This window comes from Mesorhizobium sp. M1328 (assembly GCF_040318075.1).
Lineage (GTDB): Bacteria > Pseudomonadota > Alphaproteobacteria > Rhizobiales > Rhizobiaceae > Mesorhizobium.
Genome location: NZ_JAMYLO010000001.1, coordinates 601694 through 617191 on the forward strand (window position 1 = coordinate 601694; position 15498 = coordinate 617191).

Below are 15498 nucleotides of genomic sequence, written 5' to 3' on the forward strand. Positions count from 1 at the left end.
TGCACGAAATGGAAGGGCCGGCTATTTACCCCGGCCGTTTCTTCGATTTCTTGTGTTTCGCCGGTCCGCCTTCGAACTTCGCCTTGGCCGGCTTGCCGGCCCAGGGCTTTGCCTCGAATGCCGGGCGCTTGTCAGCCGGTGCGCGCTTCTCGAATTTGGGCGCGTTTTGATCGAATGTCCGCTTGCCGCGGTGCGGCTTCTTGTCGGGCCGTGGCTCCTGATAGCCGGCCCGCGACAGATCGGGCGTGCCGTCCAACCGCTTGACCGCGATGTTGCCCTGCAGCTTGCGGTCGGGACCGATCGCCGCCAGAAAACGCTCGGCCCAGTCCGCTGCGATCTGCACGAAGGTTTCTTCCGGCTGCATCTTGATGGCGCCGATCTCGCGCTTGGAGATGCCGCCTGTCCGGCACAGCATCGGTATCAGCCAGCGCGGCTCGGCATTCTGCCGGCGTCCAACCGACAGCGAAAACCAGACGCTGTCGCCGAAATCGTCGCGGCGGCTCGGTGCCTCTTCCCGGCGCGCAAATTTTTCGCCCGACGGCGTGAACGGTGCCACGTCGAGAAGGTCCTCCGGCGCCGAGCGGCTGGAGCGGCACGTCCGTACGAAGGCGGCGGCGACCTGTTCGGGCCCGTGCTGATCGAGAAGCGCCTCGACGAAGCCGCGCTCCTCATCCTTCATAGGCTCGCTGAAGACCGGGTCGGCGAGAATGCGCTCGTCATCGCGCCGTATCACGTCGTCGGCGGAGGGCGGGCTCGCCCAGGTCGCCGCAAGGCCGGCACTTTGCAGCAGCCGCTCGGTGCGCTTGCGGGCATTATTGGGCACGATCAGCGCGCTGACGCCCTTGCGGCCCGCCCGTCCCGTCCGCCCGCTTCGGTGCAGGAGCGTCTCCGGGTTGGTCGGCAGGTCGGCATGGATCACCAACTCGAGATTGGGCAGGTCGATGCCGCGTGCCGCCACGTCGGTGGCGATGCAGACCTTGGCGCGGCCGTCGCGCATCGCCTGCAGCGCGTGGCTGCGCTCGTTCTGGCTAAGCTCGCCGGACAGCGCCACGACGGAAAAGTTGCGGTTGTTGAAGCGCGCCGTCAAATGGTTGACGGCGGCGCGCGTGTTGCAGAACACCAGCGCGTTCTTGGCCTCGTAAAAGCGCAGCACGTTGATGATGGCGTTTTCGCGGTCCGCCTGGGCGACGCTCAGCGCCCGGTATTCGATGTCGAGATGCTGCTTTTCCTCGCCGGAGGCCGAGATGCGCACGGCATCGCGCTGGTAGCCCTTGGCCAGAGTGGCGATAGAGCGTGGCACAGTGGCGGAAAACATAAGCGTGCGGCGCTCGGCAGGGGCAGCATCGAGGATGAATTCCAGATCCTCGCGAAAGCCGAGATCGAGCATCTCATCGGCCTCGTCGAGTACGACTGCCTTGAGCTCAGACATGTCGAGCGAGTTGCGGGTGATGTGGTCGCGCAGGCGGCCGGGCGTGCCGACGACGATATGGGCGCCACGCTCCAGCGCGCGCCGTTCGGTGCGCATGTCCATGCCGCCGACGCAGGACGCTATCGCTGCCCCGGTCAGCTCATAGAGCCATTCCAGCTCGCGCGTCACCTGCAAGGCCAGTTCCCGCGTCGGCGCCACGACCAGCGCCAAAGGTGCCGCGGCATGGGAAAAGCGCTCCGCGCCATCGAGCAGCGTCGGCGCCAAAGCCAGACCGAAGGCGACGGTCTTGCCGGAGCCGGTCTGGGCCGAAACCAGCGCATCGGCCTGGCCAAGCTCGAGAACCGCCTTCTGCACCGGCGTCAGCTCGACATAGCCGCGTTTTTCCAGCGCCTTTGCCAGCGCGGGAACAATAGCTTCGAAATTGGACATCTTGCTCTTTCGAAATTCGGATTCTGAATACCCGGCGACGGGTCAAATGTCGGCAAGCGCCACGGACGGGCGCCACGAGCCAGACGATGCTCGTTCGTACTTGGTGCCGCCGTCATTGTACAGGGCGGGCGGGTCGGCCTGGTTGCGATTGACTCTGGACGCAAACCGCGTAAAAGCCGGCACCGAACGGGATAGTTTTCGATGCGCGGCCTTCTGATGGCGCCCCTTGCATTCGACATCCCCGGCCCCAATGCGAACCATTGGGCCGGACGCTTCGGCGCGTCTTTCCGTTCCAGCAAAATCACGTTCAAAAAAACCGGCAAAACGACCACCAAAACGGTCTGATTCCCTTGGCCTAACCACCCTCTCCCGGGTCCGGCCCGGGGGTTGAAACCCGCATCGGCCGGCGGGTTTTCTCCAGAAACCGAGCGGAGAGGGACAGGAGATTTCGATGAGTTTCAAGGTTGCGATCGTCGGCGCCACGGGCAATGTGGGCCGGGAAATGCTCAACATACTGGAAGAGCGCGGCTTTCCGGTGAGCGAGGTGGTGGCGTTGGCCTCGCGGCGCAGCCAGGGCACGGAAGTGTCGTTCGGTGACCGCACGCTGAAGGTCAGGGCGCTCGACCAATATGATTTTTCCGACACCGACATCTGCATCATGTCGGCCGGCGGCAACGTCTCCAAGGAATGGTCGCCGAAGATCGGCAAGCAGGGCTGCGTCGTCATCGATAATTCGTCGGCCTTCCGTTACGACCAGGACGTGCCGCTGATCGTTCCGGAAGTGAACCCGGATGCGATTTCGCTGTTCACGCGCAAGAACATCATTGCCAACCCGAACTGCTCGACGGCGCAGCTGGTCGTGGCGCTGAAGCCGCTGCATGACGCCGCCACCATCAAGCGCGTCGTCGTCGCCACCTACCAGTCGGTCTCCGGCGCCGGCAAGGAAGGCATGGACGAATTGTTCACGCAGACGCGCGCGGTGTTCGTGGCCGACCAGGTCGACGTCAAGAAGTTCACCAAGCGTATCGCCTTCAACGTCATCCCGCATATCGACGTCTTCCTCGACGACGGCTTCACCAAGGAAGAGTGGAAGATGGTGGCCGAGACCAAGAAAATGCTCGACCCCAAGATCAAGCTGACGGCGACCTGCGTGCGCGTGCCGGTGTTCATCGGCCATTCAGAAGCGGTCAACATCGAGTTCGAAAAGCCGATCACCGCCGATGAGGCGCGCGAGATCCTGCGCGAGGCGCCGGGCTGTCAGGTCATCGACAAGCGCGAGGACGGCGGCTACATCACGCCGCTGGAATCGGCAGGCGAGGACGCCACCTTCATCTCGCGCATCCGCGAGGATTCGACCATCGACAACGGCCTGTCGATGTGGATCGTCTCCGACAATCTGCGCAAGGGCGCGGCACTGAATGCGGTTCAGATCGCGGAGCTGCTGGTCGAGCGCGGGCTGATCCAGCCGAAGAAGAAGGCGGCATAGGTTTCGCTCACGGGCCGTATCGCCGCTACGCGGCTGGCCCCCGCGGGGGCGCCGGATAACCGGCGGCCCGCAGTCGCGGGCTCGGCCTTCGGCCGTTAGCTCCCTTCTCCCCGTTCACGGGGAGAAGGTGCCGGCAGGCGGATGAGGGGCAGCACCGGCGTCTCAAATAGGCAGCAAGGCGCCGGCGTCACAGCCGGTTCTCCTCCGCCAGGTCCAATAGCAACTCCAGCGCCTCCTCCGACCCCTCGTCAGGTTCTCCGCTCGCAGGCCTGAAATCCTTAAGCTGTGCACTTTGGCAGATAACCGCCCCAGACTGGCCTGTCGCCCTGCTTGACATGGCTCATAGACTGAGGCTGAACCGTTTGAATTGTCTTTGGGCCAATTGCCCAAGTCAGCTATTTGGCGGCGGCATCAATTCAAACCGTATGGCAAACCGTTGACAAACAATTTGGCATACCATATATACAGCCCAATCGAGCGGCCCATAACGAGCACGCCGTAAACGGAGACGACTACAATGGCTAATTTGTTGAGCGGATTTTCTGAAACGGTTAAGTGGCGTTTGCTGGTGGAAGCGGCGAAGAGGGCAGCGGAGGCGCAGGGCTACTCCCTGACTCGGGTACCGGGACGGGGCCTGTCAAACATTTGGAACATCACCAAGGACGGCAAGACGACGACGGCGTCTATCCGCACCACACGCGACCGTTACATCGCTTTCCCTCCCTTGGAGGGAGGCACCAAGTGGAAGACCCTCGATGATGTCGAGACGGTCATCGTTGCAACGGTGGACTCGAAGGACGACCCGGAAAATGTCGAGGTCTATATTTTCCCCGCCGAGGACGTGCGCAGGCGGTTCAATGCCCACTACGCCGCCCGCTCAAAGGAAGGCCAGATGATCAAAGACAATTTTGGCATGTGGGTTGGGCTCGACCGAGACAATCGCGGTCTGGCCGCCAGCGTCGGGACCGGCATTCTTGACCACTACAAGAGTGTAGCGATCTACTCCATTCCCGAGCTACTAGCCGCCAATCCTCAAGAAGAGGCGGATAGCGAAGAGCCGGAGCACTCCCCTGAGGCGGTCGCGCCCGGTCTGTCAACCATCGCTGAAGTGATGGCATGGGCAAGAGACCGCGTGGCCCAGCTTGCAGGGGTGCGGACAGAGGCGGTCAAGCTCGATTTGAAGATCGAATATTAAAATGCGCCAGATGCGAACATAAATTGGCTGGCCAGATCGCCTCGCAAACGGTCCGGCCGGACTTTCTAATTGCTCCCTCTGTATCCACCTAGTCTGCTTTGGTGGCGACGCCTGCGCCAATGCAGGCGTTGACATCATGCTGATCGGCTGTCGGCGGTGAGGTTCCTCAGCAACTCCAGCGCCTCCTCCGCCCGGTCGGCGGGCACGAACAGGTGATCGTGGTAGAAGGCCGAGACCGGATTGACGCCGATGCCGGCGGTGGCCAGTCGCGCGGTGATGGCGGCGAGGAAGCCGACCGCTTCCAGCGACGAATGGATGTTCAGCGTCAGCATCCGGCAGCGGAACACGGTTTTCAGTCCAGCGGCCTTGGCATGGTCTTCAAGCACGATCAGCGTCATGCCCTCGCGCTCGCGAAACAGCATCACCGGGTGGAGCCTGTCGGGAACGGGCGCATCGGGTGGCAACGTGGTGAAGACATGAACGCCGGCAAGTAATTCCGGCGTCATTGCCGCCAGCAACTTTTTCAGGTCGGTCTCTCCGGCCATCGGTTGCTTTCGTTGTGCGATTAGGCGGCTGCTGCCGTCGAGCGCTCGGAAGACACTCCTACGGATTTTCAATAACGCCCTCCACCTCACCCCGCAAGGTGGACTTGGCCAGGTTCGTTGCTGACTGAACGTACACACCCAAGGTTCGCCCCCGGAGTGAAAAAGAACTGGAGGCATGTCGGGTCGCCGTCATGGGCCGCGTCCTTGGTTCGAGCTGGCGAAGGAGCCAGTGCTCACAACGACCGGAGGGAACATCAATGACCATGTCTCAGGCAGCACCCGTCTCATCGCGTGCCCTGTGGGCCGGCCGCGTGCTCAGCGCCGTCATCGTGCTGTTCATGATCTTCGACGGCGTCATCAAGCTACCGCCGCTCGAAATCGTCACCCAAACCATGGTGCAGCTCGGCTGGCCGGCCGATGCCAATATCTCGCGCATGCTCGGCATCATTGGATTGGTCTCGACAGCGCTTTACGCGCTGCCGCGCACCTCGGTGCTCGGCGCCATCCTGCTCACCGCCTATCTCGGCGGCGCCATCGCCACGCATGTGCGTATCGGCAGCCCTTTGTTCTCGCACATACTGTTCGGCGTCTATCTCGGCGCCATCCTCTGGGGCGGCCTGTATCTGCGCGATCCAAGGGTGCGCGCGTTATTCCCGTTCAGCCAATAGCAGCGGCTTCGAAGCCGTTCGATGGCGGCCACGCCGCCAGAGCGGCCGCGGTCCGCCTTTCTACTCTTTGGATCAAATTGAGCGCCGCCGGGCGGCAGCCGATCTTCTTCTTTGGATCAAATCGCCTGGTTGCGAGTTAGGGGGTGCAGCGGCGAGGACGGCACCCTGTTGGAGAGGAACGACAATGAAAAAGGTGATGATTTTGATGGCCTTGCTGGTGCCGCTCGGCGCCTGCTCCCGTACTGAGCAAGGCGCGGCAGTTGGTGGCCTGGGCGGTGCGGCGGTCGGCGCTGCGGTGGCCGGCAACCCGACCCAGGGCGCGGTGATCGGCGGTGCGGCCGGCGCCTTGGCCGGTGCGCTGATTGGCCGTGCCAGCGAAAGCGGCCAATGCCGCTATCGCGATCGCAACGGTCGTGTCTACGTTGCGAGCTGCCCGGAAGGCTATTGATCGGGCCGCATCATATGGATGCAATAGCGAAACGGCGGGCAAGGCCCGCCGTTTCGTGGTTGTGGAGATGATTTATTCGGCGCTGGCGGCTTCCCCCTCGGCCGGCGCGGCTGCAGCGGCGGCAACGGCCGCGGCGGCATCTTCCTGAGCCTTCTTCAGCAAGGCTGCGCGCTCCTGCGCCTTCTTGCCGGGCTCGGCCTTCTTCGGGTTGGAGCGGGCTTCGCGCTTGGCGATGCCGGCTTCATCGAGGAAGCGCAGCACGCGGTCGGTCGGCTGGGCGCCATGCGACAGCCAATGCTTGACGCGCTCGGCGTCGACCTTGACGCGTTCGCCGTCCTTGGGCAGCAGCGGATTCCACGAGCCGAGCGACTCGATGAAACGACCGTCGCGCGGCGAACGCGCGTCGGCGACGACGACATGGTAATAGGGACGCTTCTTCGAGCCCGCACGGGCCAATCGGATTTTCAGTGGCATTTCTTTTCTCCTAAAAGCTCTGATTTGGTTGATCGGTTGGTGGCTGGTCCTCAGCCGGTTTTCGTCACGCCGTTGGATGCGGCGATCTGCTCGTGATGGCGGATCACTTCGCGGACGACGAAGTTCAGGAATTTCTCCGCGAAATCCGGGTCGAGATAGGCGTCCTTGGCCAGTTGGCGAAGACGGGCGATCTGCTCCTGCTCGCGCGCCGGGTCGGCAGGCGGCAGGCCATGTTCCGCCTTCAGCACGCCGACCGCCTTGGTGCAGCGGAAGCGCTCGGCCAGCATGTGGATCAGCGCCGCGTCGATATTGTCGATCGAGGCGCGATAATTGGCCAGCGCCGCACGCGCGTCCGCCATGTCCTTCTCTTCGTTCATGGCGCCCTCACTTCTTCTTGCCGAGGCCAGGCAGCCCGCCACCGCCCGGCAGGCCGGGAAGTTTCATGCCACCGGGCAGCCCAGGCAGGCCACCGCCGGCGGGAAGACCACCGGGCAGGCCCTTCATGCCGCCGAGCCCGGCCGCCTGCGCCTGCTTCTGCAAGGCTTCGAGCTGCCTGGGGTCCATCTTGGAGAGGTCCGGCATGCCGCCGCCCATCATGCCGCCTGCGCCGCCAGGCATCATGCCGCCAAGCCCCATCTTGGAAGCGAGGCCGCCCATCATGCCGCGCATCAGGCCGCCGCCTTTGCCCTTGCCGCCCATCGCCTTCATCATGTCGGCCATGCCGCGATGCATCTTCAACAGCTTGTTGATTTCGGCCGCGTCGGTACCCGAGCCGGCGGCGATGCGCTTCTTGCGCGAGTGCTTCAGAATATCGGGGTTGGCGCGCTCGGCCTTGGTCATCGACGAGATGATGGCGAGCTGGCGGCCGAACATCTTGTCGTCGAGACCGGCGGCGGCCATCTGGTCCTTCATCTTGCCCATACCGGGCATCATGCCCATGATGCCGCCCATGCCGCCCATTTTCGACATTTGCTGAAGCTGGCCGGCGAGGTCGTTCAGGTCGAACTTGCCCGACTGCATCTTCCTGGCCATCGCCGCCGCCTGTTCGGCGTCGATGTTCTCGGCTGCTTTTTCGACGAGGCTGACGATGTCGCCCATGCCGAGAATGCGGTCGGCGATGCGCTTGGGGTGGAATTCCTCCAGCGCGTCCATTTTTTCGCCGGTGCCGATCAGCTTGATCGGCTTGCCGGTGACGGCACGCATCGAGAGCGCCGCACCACCGCGCCCGTCGCCGTCCATGCGGGTCAGCACGAGGCCGGTGATGCCGACGCGCTCGTCGAAGCTTTTTGCCAGATTGACGGCGTCCTGGCCGGTCAGCGAATCGGCGACCAGCAGGATCTCGTGCGGCGACGACATCTTCTTGATGTCGGCCATCTCGACCATCAACGGCTCGTCGATATGGGTGCGGCCGGCAGTGTCGAGGATGACGATGTCATGGCCGCCGAGCTTGGCAGCCTGCACGGCGCGGCGGGCGATATCGACCGGCGTCTGGCCGGCGACGATCGGCAATGTGGCGACCTTGACCTGCTCGCCGAGCTGGCGGAGCTGCTCTTGCGCGGCGGGACGCCGCGTGTCGAGCGAGGCCATCAAGACCTTCTTGTTTTGACGGTCGGTGAGGCGCCTGGCGATCTTGGCCGAGGTCGTCGTTTTGCCGGAACCCTGCAAGCCGACCATCATGATGACGACCGGAGCCGGTGCATTGAGGTCGATGGCGACGCCCTCGGCGCCGAGCATCTCGACCAGCTCGTCATGGACGATCTTGACGACCATCTGGCCGGGCTTGATCGACTTGACCACGGCGGCGCCGACGGCCTTCTCGCGCACCTTGTCGGTGAACGAACGCACCACTTCCAGCGCCACGTCGGCCTCGAGCAACGCACGGCGAACCTCGCGCAGCGCCGCCGAGACATCAGCCTCCGACAAGGCGCCGCGGCCGGTGAGGCCGTTCAGGATGGAGCCAAGGCGCTCTTGTAGGGACTCAAACATTGGTCAACCCGCCGCGCGACAGCGCCTTGGATTCATTTTGATCCCTGTCGGGCCGATGGCCCTCCACGCCTCTTGTGCGTTCCTGTAGCGATTCAAACATTCTTTTTCCTTTTCCCTGGCACCCGGATGATGCCCGAGAGGTAATGCGTTCGCGCCAACTGTCCAAGCAAAAGCCGGTCCGGGCAAAGCCCAAAGCCAAAAAGCACCCGGGGGCGCACAGCGCTGCCGGGTGTTGGCCTCCGGGATCGATTTACAGCACTTCACCTCAAAGAGGTTTCGGCGTCCCGGTCGGTTTGCTCGGAGGAATACTCGTCGCGGAATTCGCGGCGTGTAGACAGGAAATCACCCGCAGAGTCAAGCTTTGGTCAAGCTTTGCGCCAGATATGCTCAGAACGACCAGGCAAGGCGCATCAGCGCACGCTGCTGGCGCGGGCCATATCCGGCTCGACCTTCAGCGGCGAGCGCGGATGCAAAAGCAGCAAAACGGTCAACAGGCTGCTGACGATGCCGATCGCAGCGATGAGGGCGGCATCTAAAGTCGTCCAACCGGCGGCTTCGAGCGGCTTGGCGTTGAACAGGGCGAAAGAATTATAGCTTTGCTGATGCGAAATCAGCAGGAAGCCGGTCAGATTGTTGCCGAGATGGGCGCCAAAGCCGGCACCGAGATTGCCGGTTGCGTAGACCAGAAGCGTCAGCAACAGCGCAAAGGCGGCGATCGAGGCCAGCACGCAGGCATTAATCGCGGGGCTCGAACCTGGGCTCCAATGTAGCGAGGTGAACAGCAATCCCGGCAGCAGCGCCCAGATGAATGGGTTCTGGAACCGGCTGGCCAGACCCCTGAGCAGATAACCGCGAAACAGCATCTCCTCCGACGAGGTCTGCAGAAAGGTCAGGGCGGCGATCGGGATCAGGAACAAAAGCCACGAGGACAGGCCGATCGCGCCGCGCGCGATGTCGGGCTGCAAACCATAAAGCAGGATCTCGGAAAGCAGCGAGGTGATCAGCACCGCGGCCAACCCTTTCAGGAACCCCGACCATGAAATGCGCCGGCTGACGCCGATCAGGACCGTCAGCTTCTCGCGATGGATCCAGCGCATGGCAGCCCAAAGGCCGAGCCAGATTCCGGCAAATGAAGCCAGCGCCGCGAGGATGCCCGCGGGAGAGGCCATGAAATCCTGCACCACCCCTGGCGGCGCGGTGCCTGACGACGCCTGCCACACGGCAAAGGCATAGGTGCCGCCGAACAGCACGGCGGCAGTGGTTCCGAGCCAGAACAGGACGACGACCACCGTTCCAAGCACAAGGCGCGGCAAGGTGGTCTTGTTGTTGGCGGTGTGCCGGAACTGTTGGAAGGCGGTTGGGTCGATGATCACGCGGGCTCGCTGGCTGGTGCTTCGGCTCGCAAGGTCTAGGACATCGGCCCCAATGTGGAAACCGGTATTGCAGCGGCAATACCGGCTTGTGGCAATGTCGGCAGTGCGAGCGGCCGCCGTTACAGGGCGACCGCCCTGTTTGTATCGTCAGCGCACGACGTACACGATACGCCGGCTGCTCGGATCGACCAGCGCCGGCTGGCCGTTCACATAGACGTAGCGATAATCATAATCGGGTATCTCGCGCAGCTCGACGGTGTCGGGCAAAGTCGCGCCGGTAACCACCTCACCCTCGAGATAGACCGGATCGAGCCGGTTCGTTTCGACATAGGTGCGGATTTCCGCCGGTGGCCGCCGGATGGGCTCGATTGCCTCGCCGGCAACGATCGCTCCGGTATAGGTGTCGGAATATTCGGCGCTATCGGCAGGCGGTGTCACGACGGCAATGTCGGCGCTGGCCGGACGCTGTGTCAGGACCACACGGCTGCCGCCGAAATCGGCCGTCACATAGTCGGAATAGACCCAGCCCTGGCCGTTGGCCTCGGCGATGGTGCACCATTTGCTATTGGCGATGCAGCCGTCGAGCGTCGCCGACTGGCCGGCGGCGAGCACACCGATGACCGGATATTGCGGCCCGGGGCCGGCGCGTACATTGAGATCGGTGATGGCCGAGACCGCAGTGTCGGCCAAAGCAGAGCCCGACATCGCTATGAGCGCTCCGGCCACCACCGGAAACAATATGCGTTTCATGGTTTTCTCTCCGTTTCACAGTCCCTCGGGACCGAAAACGAAGCAAAGCCGCATGCGTTCCGGCTAAAAGGCTTCGGCCGGCTCACGATTTGTTCCAGTAGTTTTCGGCAGGTCGGTCAAAAGCTCGTGAACAAAAGCAAGTTTTTGCGCCGCCACGTCCGAGATGACGAAGGGATAGAGATCGGGCAGGCCCATGCAGCGGTTGATCGAGTTGGACGCCTCCGACAGCACCAGCCAGCGGTCGAGAATCCTTTCGAAAGGCTCTGGCCTGGCGGCGGGTTCCGATGGTGCCGGCTGCAGCTCGCCGCCGGTGTCGGCGCGCGGCAGCTCGTTGGCTTCGACGGTCTCCAGCCGGCCGAGCGGGAAATTCAGGGCATGCACCATCTCCAGTGTGTCGGTGATGTGCATGTGATGCGCCCATGTCTCGGCCCAGTCCTCCCATGGGTGCGACGTCGCATAGGCCGAAATATGCCGCTGCTGCCAGTCGGGCGGCGCGCCATCGGCATAATAGGTTTTCAGCGCTTGTTCGTAGTCGGCGCGTTCGTCGCCGAACAAGGCGCGAAAACCGGCAAGCTTCTGCGGATCGTCGCGAATCAGGCGGTCCCAATAGTAATGGCCGAGCTCGTGGCGGAAATGGCCGAGCAGCGTGCGGTAGTTCTCGCCCATCTCGACGCGCCGCCGCTCGCGCTCAGCCGAGTCCGCCTCGGCGACGTTGAGCGTGATCAGGCCGTTGTCATGGCCGGTCAGGATGCGCTCGCCGCCGGGACCGCCACCGATCGGATCGGCAAGAAAATCGAACGCAAGGCCGATCTCGTCGCCAGGGTTCTGCTTGGGTGCGACCGGCAGGCCGAAGGCGAGCAGCGAATAGACGGCACGCTTCTTTGCCGCCTCGACACGGATCCAGCGGCGGCGATTGCCGTCGACCGACAGATCCGGGATCAACTGGTTCAGCGCACAGGCGCGGCAGAAGGCGTGGCCGGGCTCCGCCATCCAGTTGCAGGCGGATTCGTCGGCGTTGGTGCAGTGAAAGGCATCGGCGCCGGACAGCGCGAAGCGCGCATGCTCGGGATCGTAGAGCACGAGGCTGGCGCAGTTCAGGCATTGCGCGTTCTCGAAATAGAGACGGTGGCCACAATGCGGGCAGTCGAAAAGCTTCATTGGCGTCTCAAATCATTCGAAATGCGGAGGACGATGCGAGCAGGAGAACGCCAAACGCCTGTCAGCTGCCCGCGTTCCTGCCGGCCGATGCTATTTTGCCGCAAGCTGGGCGACGACCTCCTTGGCCACTGCCTCGCCCGATAGCCTGGCGCCGCCGCAGGTCTGCATCAGCGGACCGGCCAAATGCTCGCCGGCGAAGAAGATCTTTTTCGCCACCGGCTGCATCAGCGTGGCGCGCGCTTGCGAACGGCCGGGCCGCGCCGCCGCATAGGCGCCGCGCACGAACCGCTCTGCGCCCCAATTGGTCATCATCGCGCGTCCGACATGTTTTCGCACGTCGCCGCCGAAGATGCCGCAGAGCCGGTCGACGACGAAGTCGATGCCGGCCGCCTCGCCAGCCGCCGACATCTCCCAGGCGAAATCGCCGCCGACGAAACCGACCATCAGATCGAGGTCGAAGGGAAAGCAGAGGAAGTAGATGTCGTGCCTGGCCAGCCGCTCGATCAGCAAATCGTCGAACGGCTCCAGGCCGAGCCTTGTACCGGATATTTCGACCGGCAGCTTGGTCAGCATGCCCATCGGCAGGTCGAAGAAGGCAGCGAAATGCGCATCGGGGAGTGCAGGCGAGAACGCAATCTCCTCGAAGGCGAGCACTGCCGGCGAGGCGGTGACGACGATAGCCTTGGCGCGGATGGTGCCGCGATCGGTGACGCAGGCTACGCCCGGCCCATCCCAGATGATCTTGCGCACCGGTGTCGACAGCTCCACCGGCACGTCGGCACCGAAGCGGGCAACCAGCGTACCGAAGCCTTCCCTGGTGAAATAGTTCGGATCGAGATCGGCGGCGGCGTGAAAGTCGCGGATCGATATCTCGTCCTCGTCGGCGCCGAAATCCATCGGCCCGGCGAAGGTTGCGGCGGCGCGCGGCGCGTGTCCCTTGGCGAGCAACGCCGAAAGGCGATCATCGTCGCCTTCCCTCACCTGATGTGCCGCCACCAGTTCGAACAGCCTTGCGTCGGCCACCTTCATCGCGGCCTCTTCGGCTTCGCTTGCCTTTCGCTCACGGTAATAGAGATGATCGACATTCATGTCGTGGCGATGAAGTGTCCAGGCGGCGGCTTTCGCCTCGGGAAAGTAAGGGTTGCGGTCTGCGGCATGCAGCCAGGCGCAGCCGATGTCGAACGGCACGCCGAAATGCTGGTCGCTGGTCCAGGCGCGGCCGCCGATGCGGTTCATCGCTTCTAACAATTTGAAGGAAAAACCGGCGGCGCGCAGGGTCTTGGCAGCTGAAAGTCCGGCCGAACCGGCACCGATGATCACGACATCAACGTCTTCCATGCTTATTCTGTCCCCGCCACAATAATTACTTGATCGTAGGCAAATTCCCGGACATCCGCCAGTGTGGTGGATTTGAAGTTCCTGCTGTATTGAGTGCATCGGCGCAGCGCCGGGACAGTGACAAGCAGGTGTTTCGCTGGCAAATTCGCAATTGGGAACGTGATTCAGGCAACCAGGAGAGCAGCATGGCATTTCTTGCCAAGGGGAAGATGTTTGTAGTGGCCACGGTGGTGGCGGTGCTTGCGCTGGCGACGGGCGCGCAGGCGGCGGCCAGTTGTGGCAAAAACGGCGCCGGCTTCGAGGCGTGGAAACCGGAGTTTGCCGCGGAGGCCAAGGCCGACGGTGTCGGCTCGAAGGGTCTGGCCGCTCTGGCTCGCGCAACCTACGCGACAAAGACGATCTCCGTCGACCGCGCCATCCATAAGGCTTTCAGCGGCTCGGTGGAAGCTTTCATGAAGCGCCGTGGCGCGTCCGCGATCATTGCCAGGGGCCGTGCGCTGAAGAAGGCCAATGCTGCGCTGTTCGACAAGATCGAAGGGACCTACGGCGTGTCGCCGGGTGTGTTGCTCGCCATCTGGGGTATGGAGACGGGCTTCGGTTCCGCCATGGGCAACCAGAATACGGTCTCTGCCATTTTAACGCTTGCCTATGATTGCCGCCGTCCGGAGTTCTTCTATCCGCATGCCATTGCAGCCCTGAAGCTGGTTGATCGCGGAGCGCTGAGCGCCTCGTCGGTTGGTGCCGCGCATGGCGAGATTGGCCACACGCAGTTCCTGCCCGGAAATGTGTTGACGTATGGCGTAGGCAACAAAAATCTGCGCGACAAGAGCACTGCGTTGGCTTCCACCGCCAACTTCCTCAAGGGTCATGGTTGGCGGCCGGGCGCCAGCGCGCAGGCGAATATCGGCGCAATTGCTGGCTGGAATTCGGCGAGCGTCTATCAACAGGCCATCGCCCGCATGGCCACGGCGATCGATGCCGACTGACAGAAAACTCTAGAGCTTTGTTTTAACGCAATTCCGGACAGAAACCGTTTCACACTTTTCCTGGAATTGCTCTTCGGCAGAAAGCCCGGCCACGCGCCGGGCTTTCTATTTCACGTCGAGCGCGTAGGAGCAGCCGGCGAGCACCTTGCCGGGATGTGAATCAACGGTTGAGACATTGAGCGCAATGCGCGTGGAAAATGTTATGCCGTCGGCTTCCTCGCTGCTTTCAACGAGCACCTTCTCGCCAAGGAATTTGTCCGGTGTCGCGAGTTCGGGTGTGATGCCGAGCTCGCGGGCAAGGTCCGGTGCGGAAACGCCGTCAAACACCGCCATCGGCCCGGTTGCGGCAAAGACGACGGACGCCGTCTCGCGCCCGAAGACGTGGACCGGGACAGGCAACTGATATTGCCGGAGGAAGGGACTGCCGGCGGGAACTTCCTTCCAGCCAAGTTTTTCCGCCGCGCCGGGCTCACCGCTCAGCCACAAGGCGACCCGCTATAGGCCGGCACGTCGGCCCTGCATTCAATCAGCGACGCGAGGTCGAGCGAGGCGGGGTCATAGTCGTTGGCTTTGGCGACAGCCAAGTTCGCGAGAACAGCCAACGCGGGCAGGAAACCGGTTCTAAGAGTGGCCAGGCGCCTGGGCATATCACTCTCAATAATGCGCGTAGCCACTCAAGGGGCATTTCTGTGAAACGGGAGCCTGGAAGGTGCCGTCAACACCGTTGCAGGTGCGAAACTTGAGCGTCATGGCGCCGGGGTGGCCGCTTTTGGCTTGCCCTCGATGACTACCGGGACTCCGGAATCCTGCGCGTAGCCGCTCAACGGGCATTGCTGGGAAACGGGAATCTGGAAGGGGCCGTTAAAACTTTTGCAGGTACGGAATTTGGAGTTCAGCGGGGCCGGGGTAGCCGCCTTTGGCTTGCCCCCGATGACTGTCGGGACTCGGGGACCCTGCGCGTAGCCGCTCAACGGGCATTGCTGGGAAGCGGGAATCTGGAAGGGGCCGTCAAAACTTTTGCAGGTATGGAATTTGGATGTTTGCCCCGACGGGGGTTGCGTCGATTGACATCCGGTAAAGACGGCCACCGCCGCAAGCATAAGAAAAATTCTGTTTTTCACTTGTCAAAGCCCTCCGATCCGCAAGACAAGTAAGATTAAACCATCGAAAAGGTCAAACAGGAAACGATCTGAGAGCGCGGCCTCGATTATATTAGGTACGCCAAATAAAACC

The 15498-nt window shown here is 62.8% G+C and carries 16 protein-coding genes; 6 read left to right on the forward strand and 10 right to left on the reverse strand.

Features of this window, described 5'->3' with window-relative positions; all coding sequences use genetic code 11:
- Nucleotides 1–25 precede the first annotated feature (25 nt).
- Nucleotides 26–1858 (reverse strand): DEAD/DEAH box helicase, encoded by a 1833-nt coding sequence (locus NKH23_RS02995; RefSeq protein ID WP_352719395.1) that lies wholly within the window; start codon nucleotides 1856–1858, stop codon nucleotides 26–28.
- A 201-nt stretch (nucleotides 1859–2059) separates the two neighbouring features.
- Here NKH23_RS02995 and NKH23_RS03000 point away from each other — a divergent pair, with 201 nt between their 5' ends.
- From NKH23_RS03000 to NKH23_RS03010, 3 genes are all read left to right on the forward strand, one after another.
- Nucleotides 2060–2203, forward strand: a complete 144-nt coding sequence (locus NKH23_RS03000; protein WP_352719394.1) for a hypothetical protein — start codon at nucleotides 2060–2062, stop codon at nucleotides 2201–2203.
- Between the two features lie 106 nt (nucleotides 2204–2309).
- The gene (locus tag NKH23_RS03005) at nucleotides 2310–3344 is read left to right on the forward strand and encodes an aspartate-semialdehyde dehydrogenase (protein ID WP_023680535.1); all 1035 of its coding nucleotides are present in this window, start codon (nucleotides 2310–2312) and stop codon (nucleotides 3342–3344) included.
- A 517-nt stretch (nucleotides 3345–3861) separates the two neighbouring features.
- The gene (locus NKH23_RS03010; RefSeq protein ID WP_352913046.1) at nucleotides 3862–4539 is read left to right on the forward strand and encodes a hypothetical protein; all 678 of its coding nucleotides are present in this window, start codon (nucleotides 3862–3864) and stop codon (nucleotides 4537–4539) included.
- A 134-nt stretch (nucleotides 4540–4673) separates the two neighbouring features.
- On the opposite strand, the gene NKH23_RS03015 is transcribed toward NKH23_RS03010, so the two are convergent.
- Nucleotides 4674–5084, reverse strand: coding sequence for an ACT domain-containing protein (locus NKH23_RS03015; RefSeq protein WP_352913044.1), 411 nt, complete (start codon nucleotides 5082–5084; stop codon nucleotides 4674–4676).
- 257 nt (nucleotides 5085–5341) lie between these two features.
- Here NKH23_RS03015 and NKH23_RS03020 point away from each other — a divergent pair, with 257 nt between their 5' ends.
- Both NKH23_RS03020 and NKH23_RS03025 read left to right on the forward strand, forming a co-directional pair.
- Nucleotides 5342–5752, forward strand: coding sequence for a DoxX family protein (locus tag NKH23_RS03020; protein ID WP_352913042.1), 411 nt, complete (start codon nucleotides 5342–5344; stop codon nucleotides 5750–5752).
- Nucleotides 5753–5936: 184 nt separating this feature from the next.
- On the forward strand, nucleotides 5937–6200 hold the full coding sequence (locus NKH23_RS03025; RefSeq protein ID WP_352466510.1) for a YMGG-like glycine zipper-containing protein: 264 nt from the start codon (nucleotides 5937–5939) through the stop codon (nucleotides 6198–6200).
- Between the two features lie 72 nt (nucleotides 6201–6272).
- Here the strand turns inward: NKH23_RS03025 and rpsP are convergent, their stop codons facing one another.
- The 7 genes from rpsP to NKH23_RS03060 form a co-directional block, all read right to left on the reverse strand.
- Nucleotides 6273–6674: a 30S ribosomal protein S16 gene (rpsP, locus tag NKH23_RS03030; protein ID WP_352913040.1), complete on the reverse strand. Its 402-nt coding sequence runs from the start codon at nucleotides 6672–6674 to the stop codon at nucleotides 6273–6275.
- Nucleotides 6675–6724: 50 nt separating this feature from the next.
- Entirely contained in the window at nucleotides 6725–7051 is a 327-nt protein-coding gene (locus NKH23_RS03035) for a chorismate mutase (RefSeq protein WP_352913038.1), read from the reverse strand.
- A 7-nt stretch (nucleotides 7052–7058) separates the two neighbouring features.
- Nucleotides 7059–8660, reverse strand: a complete 1602-nt coding sequence (gene ffh / locus NKH23_RS03040) for a signal recognition particle protein (protein WP_352719391.1) — start codon at nucleotides 8658–8660, stop codon at nucleotides 7059–7061.
- Between the two features lie 410 nt (nucleotides 8661–9070).
- Nucleotides 9071–10033, reverse strand: a complete 963-nt coding sequence (locus NKH23_RS03045) for a CPBP family intramembrane glutamic endopeptidase (protein ID WP_352913036.1) — start codon at nucleotides 10031–10033, stop codon at nucleotides 9071–9073.
- Nucleotides 10034–10180: 147 nt separating this feature from the next.
- Nucleotides 10181–10783: a DUF1236 domain-containing protein gene (locus NKH23_RS03050; protein WP_352913034.1), complete on the reverse strand. Its 603-nt coding sequence runs from the start codon at nucleotides 10781–10783 to the stop codon at nucleotides 10181–10183.
- Nucleotides 10784–10846: 63 nt separating this feature from the next.
- Nucleotides 10847–11941, reverse strand: coding sequence for a zinc-binding metallopeptidase family protein (locus NKH23_RS03055; protein WP_352977040.1), 1095 nt, complete (start codon nucleotides 11939–11941; stop codon nucleotides 10847–10849).
- Nucleotides 11942–12031: 90 nt separating this feature from the next.
- Nucleotides 12032–13279: a flavin monoamine oxidase family protein gene (locus NKH23_RS03060; RefSeq protein ID WP_352913030.1), complete on the reverse strand. Its 1248-nt coding sequence runs from the start codon at nucleotides 13277–13279 to the stop codon at nucleotides 12032–12034.
- 185 nt (nucleotides 13280–13464) lie between these two features.
- Between NKH23_RS03060 and NKH23_RS03065 the strand changes: the two genes are divergently transcribed.
- Entirely contained in the window at nucleotides 13465–14265 is an 801-nt protein-coding gene (locus NKH23_RS03065) for a lytic murein transglycosylase (protein ID WP_352466610.1), read from the forward strand.
- Nucleotides 14266–14370: 105 nt separating this feature from the next.
- On the opposite strand, the gene NKH23_RS03070 is transcribed toward NKH23_RS03065, so the two are convergent.
- A complete protein-coding gene (locus NKH23_RS03070) occupies nucleotides 14371–14751 on the reverse strand; it encodes a hypothetical protein (protein WP_352913028.1) in 381 nt (126 codons plus the stop codon).
- Nucleotides 14752–15498 lie beyond the last annotated feature (747 nt).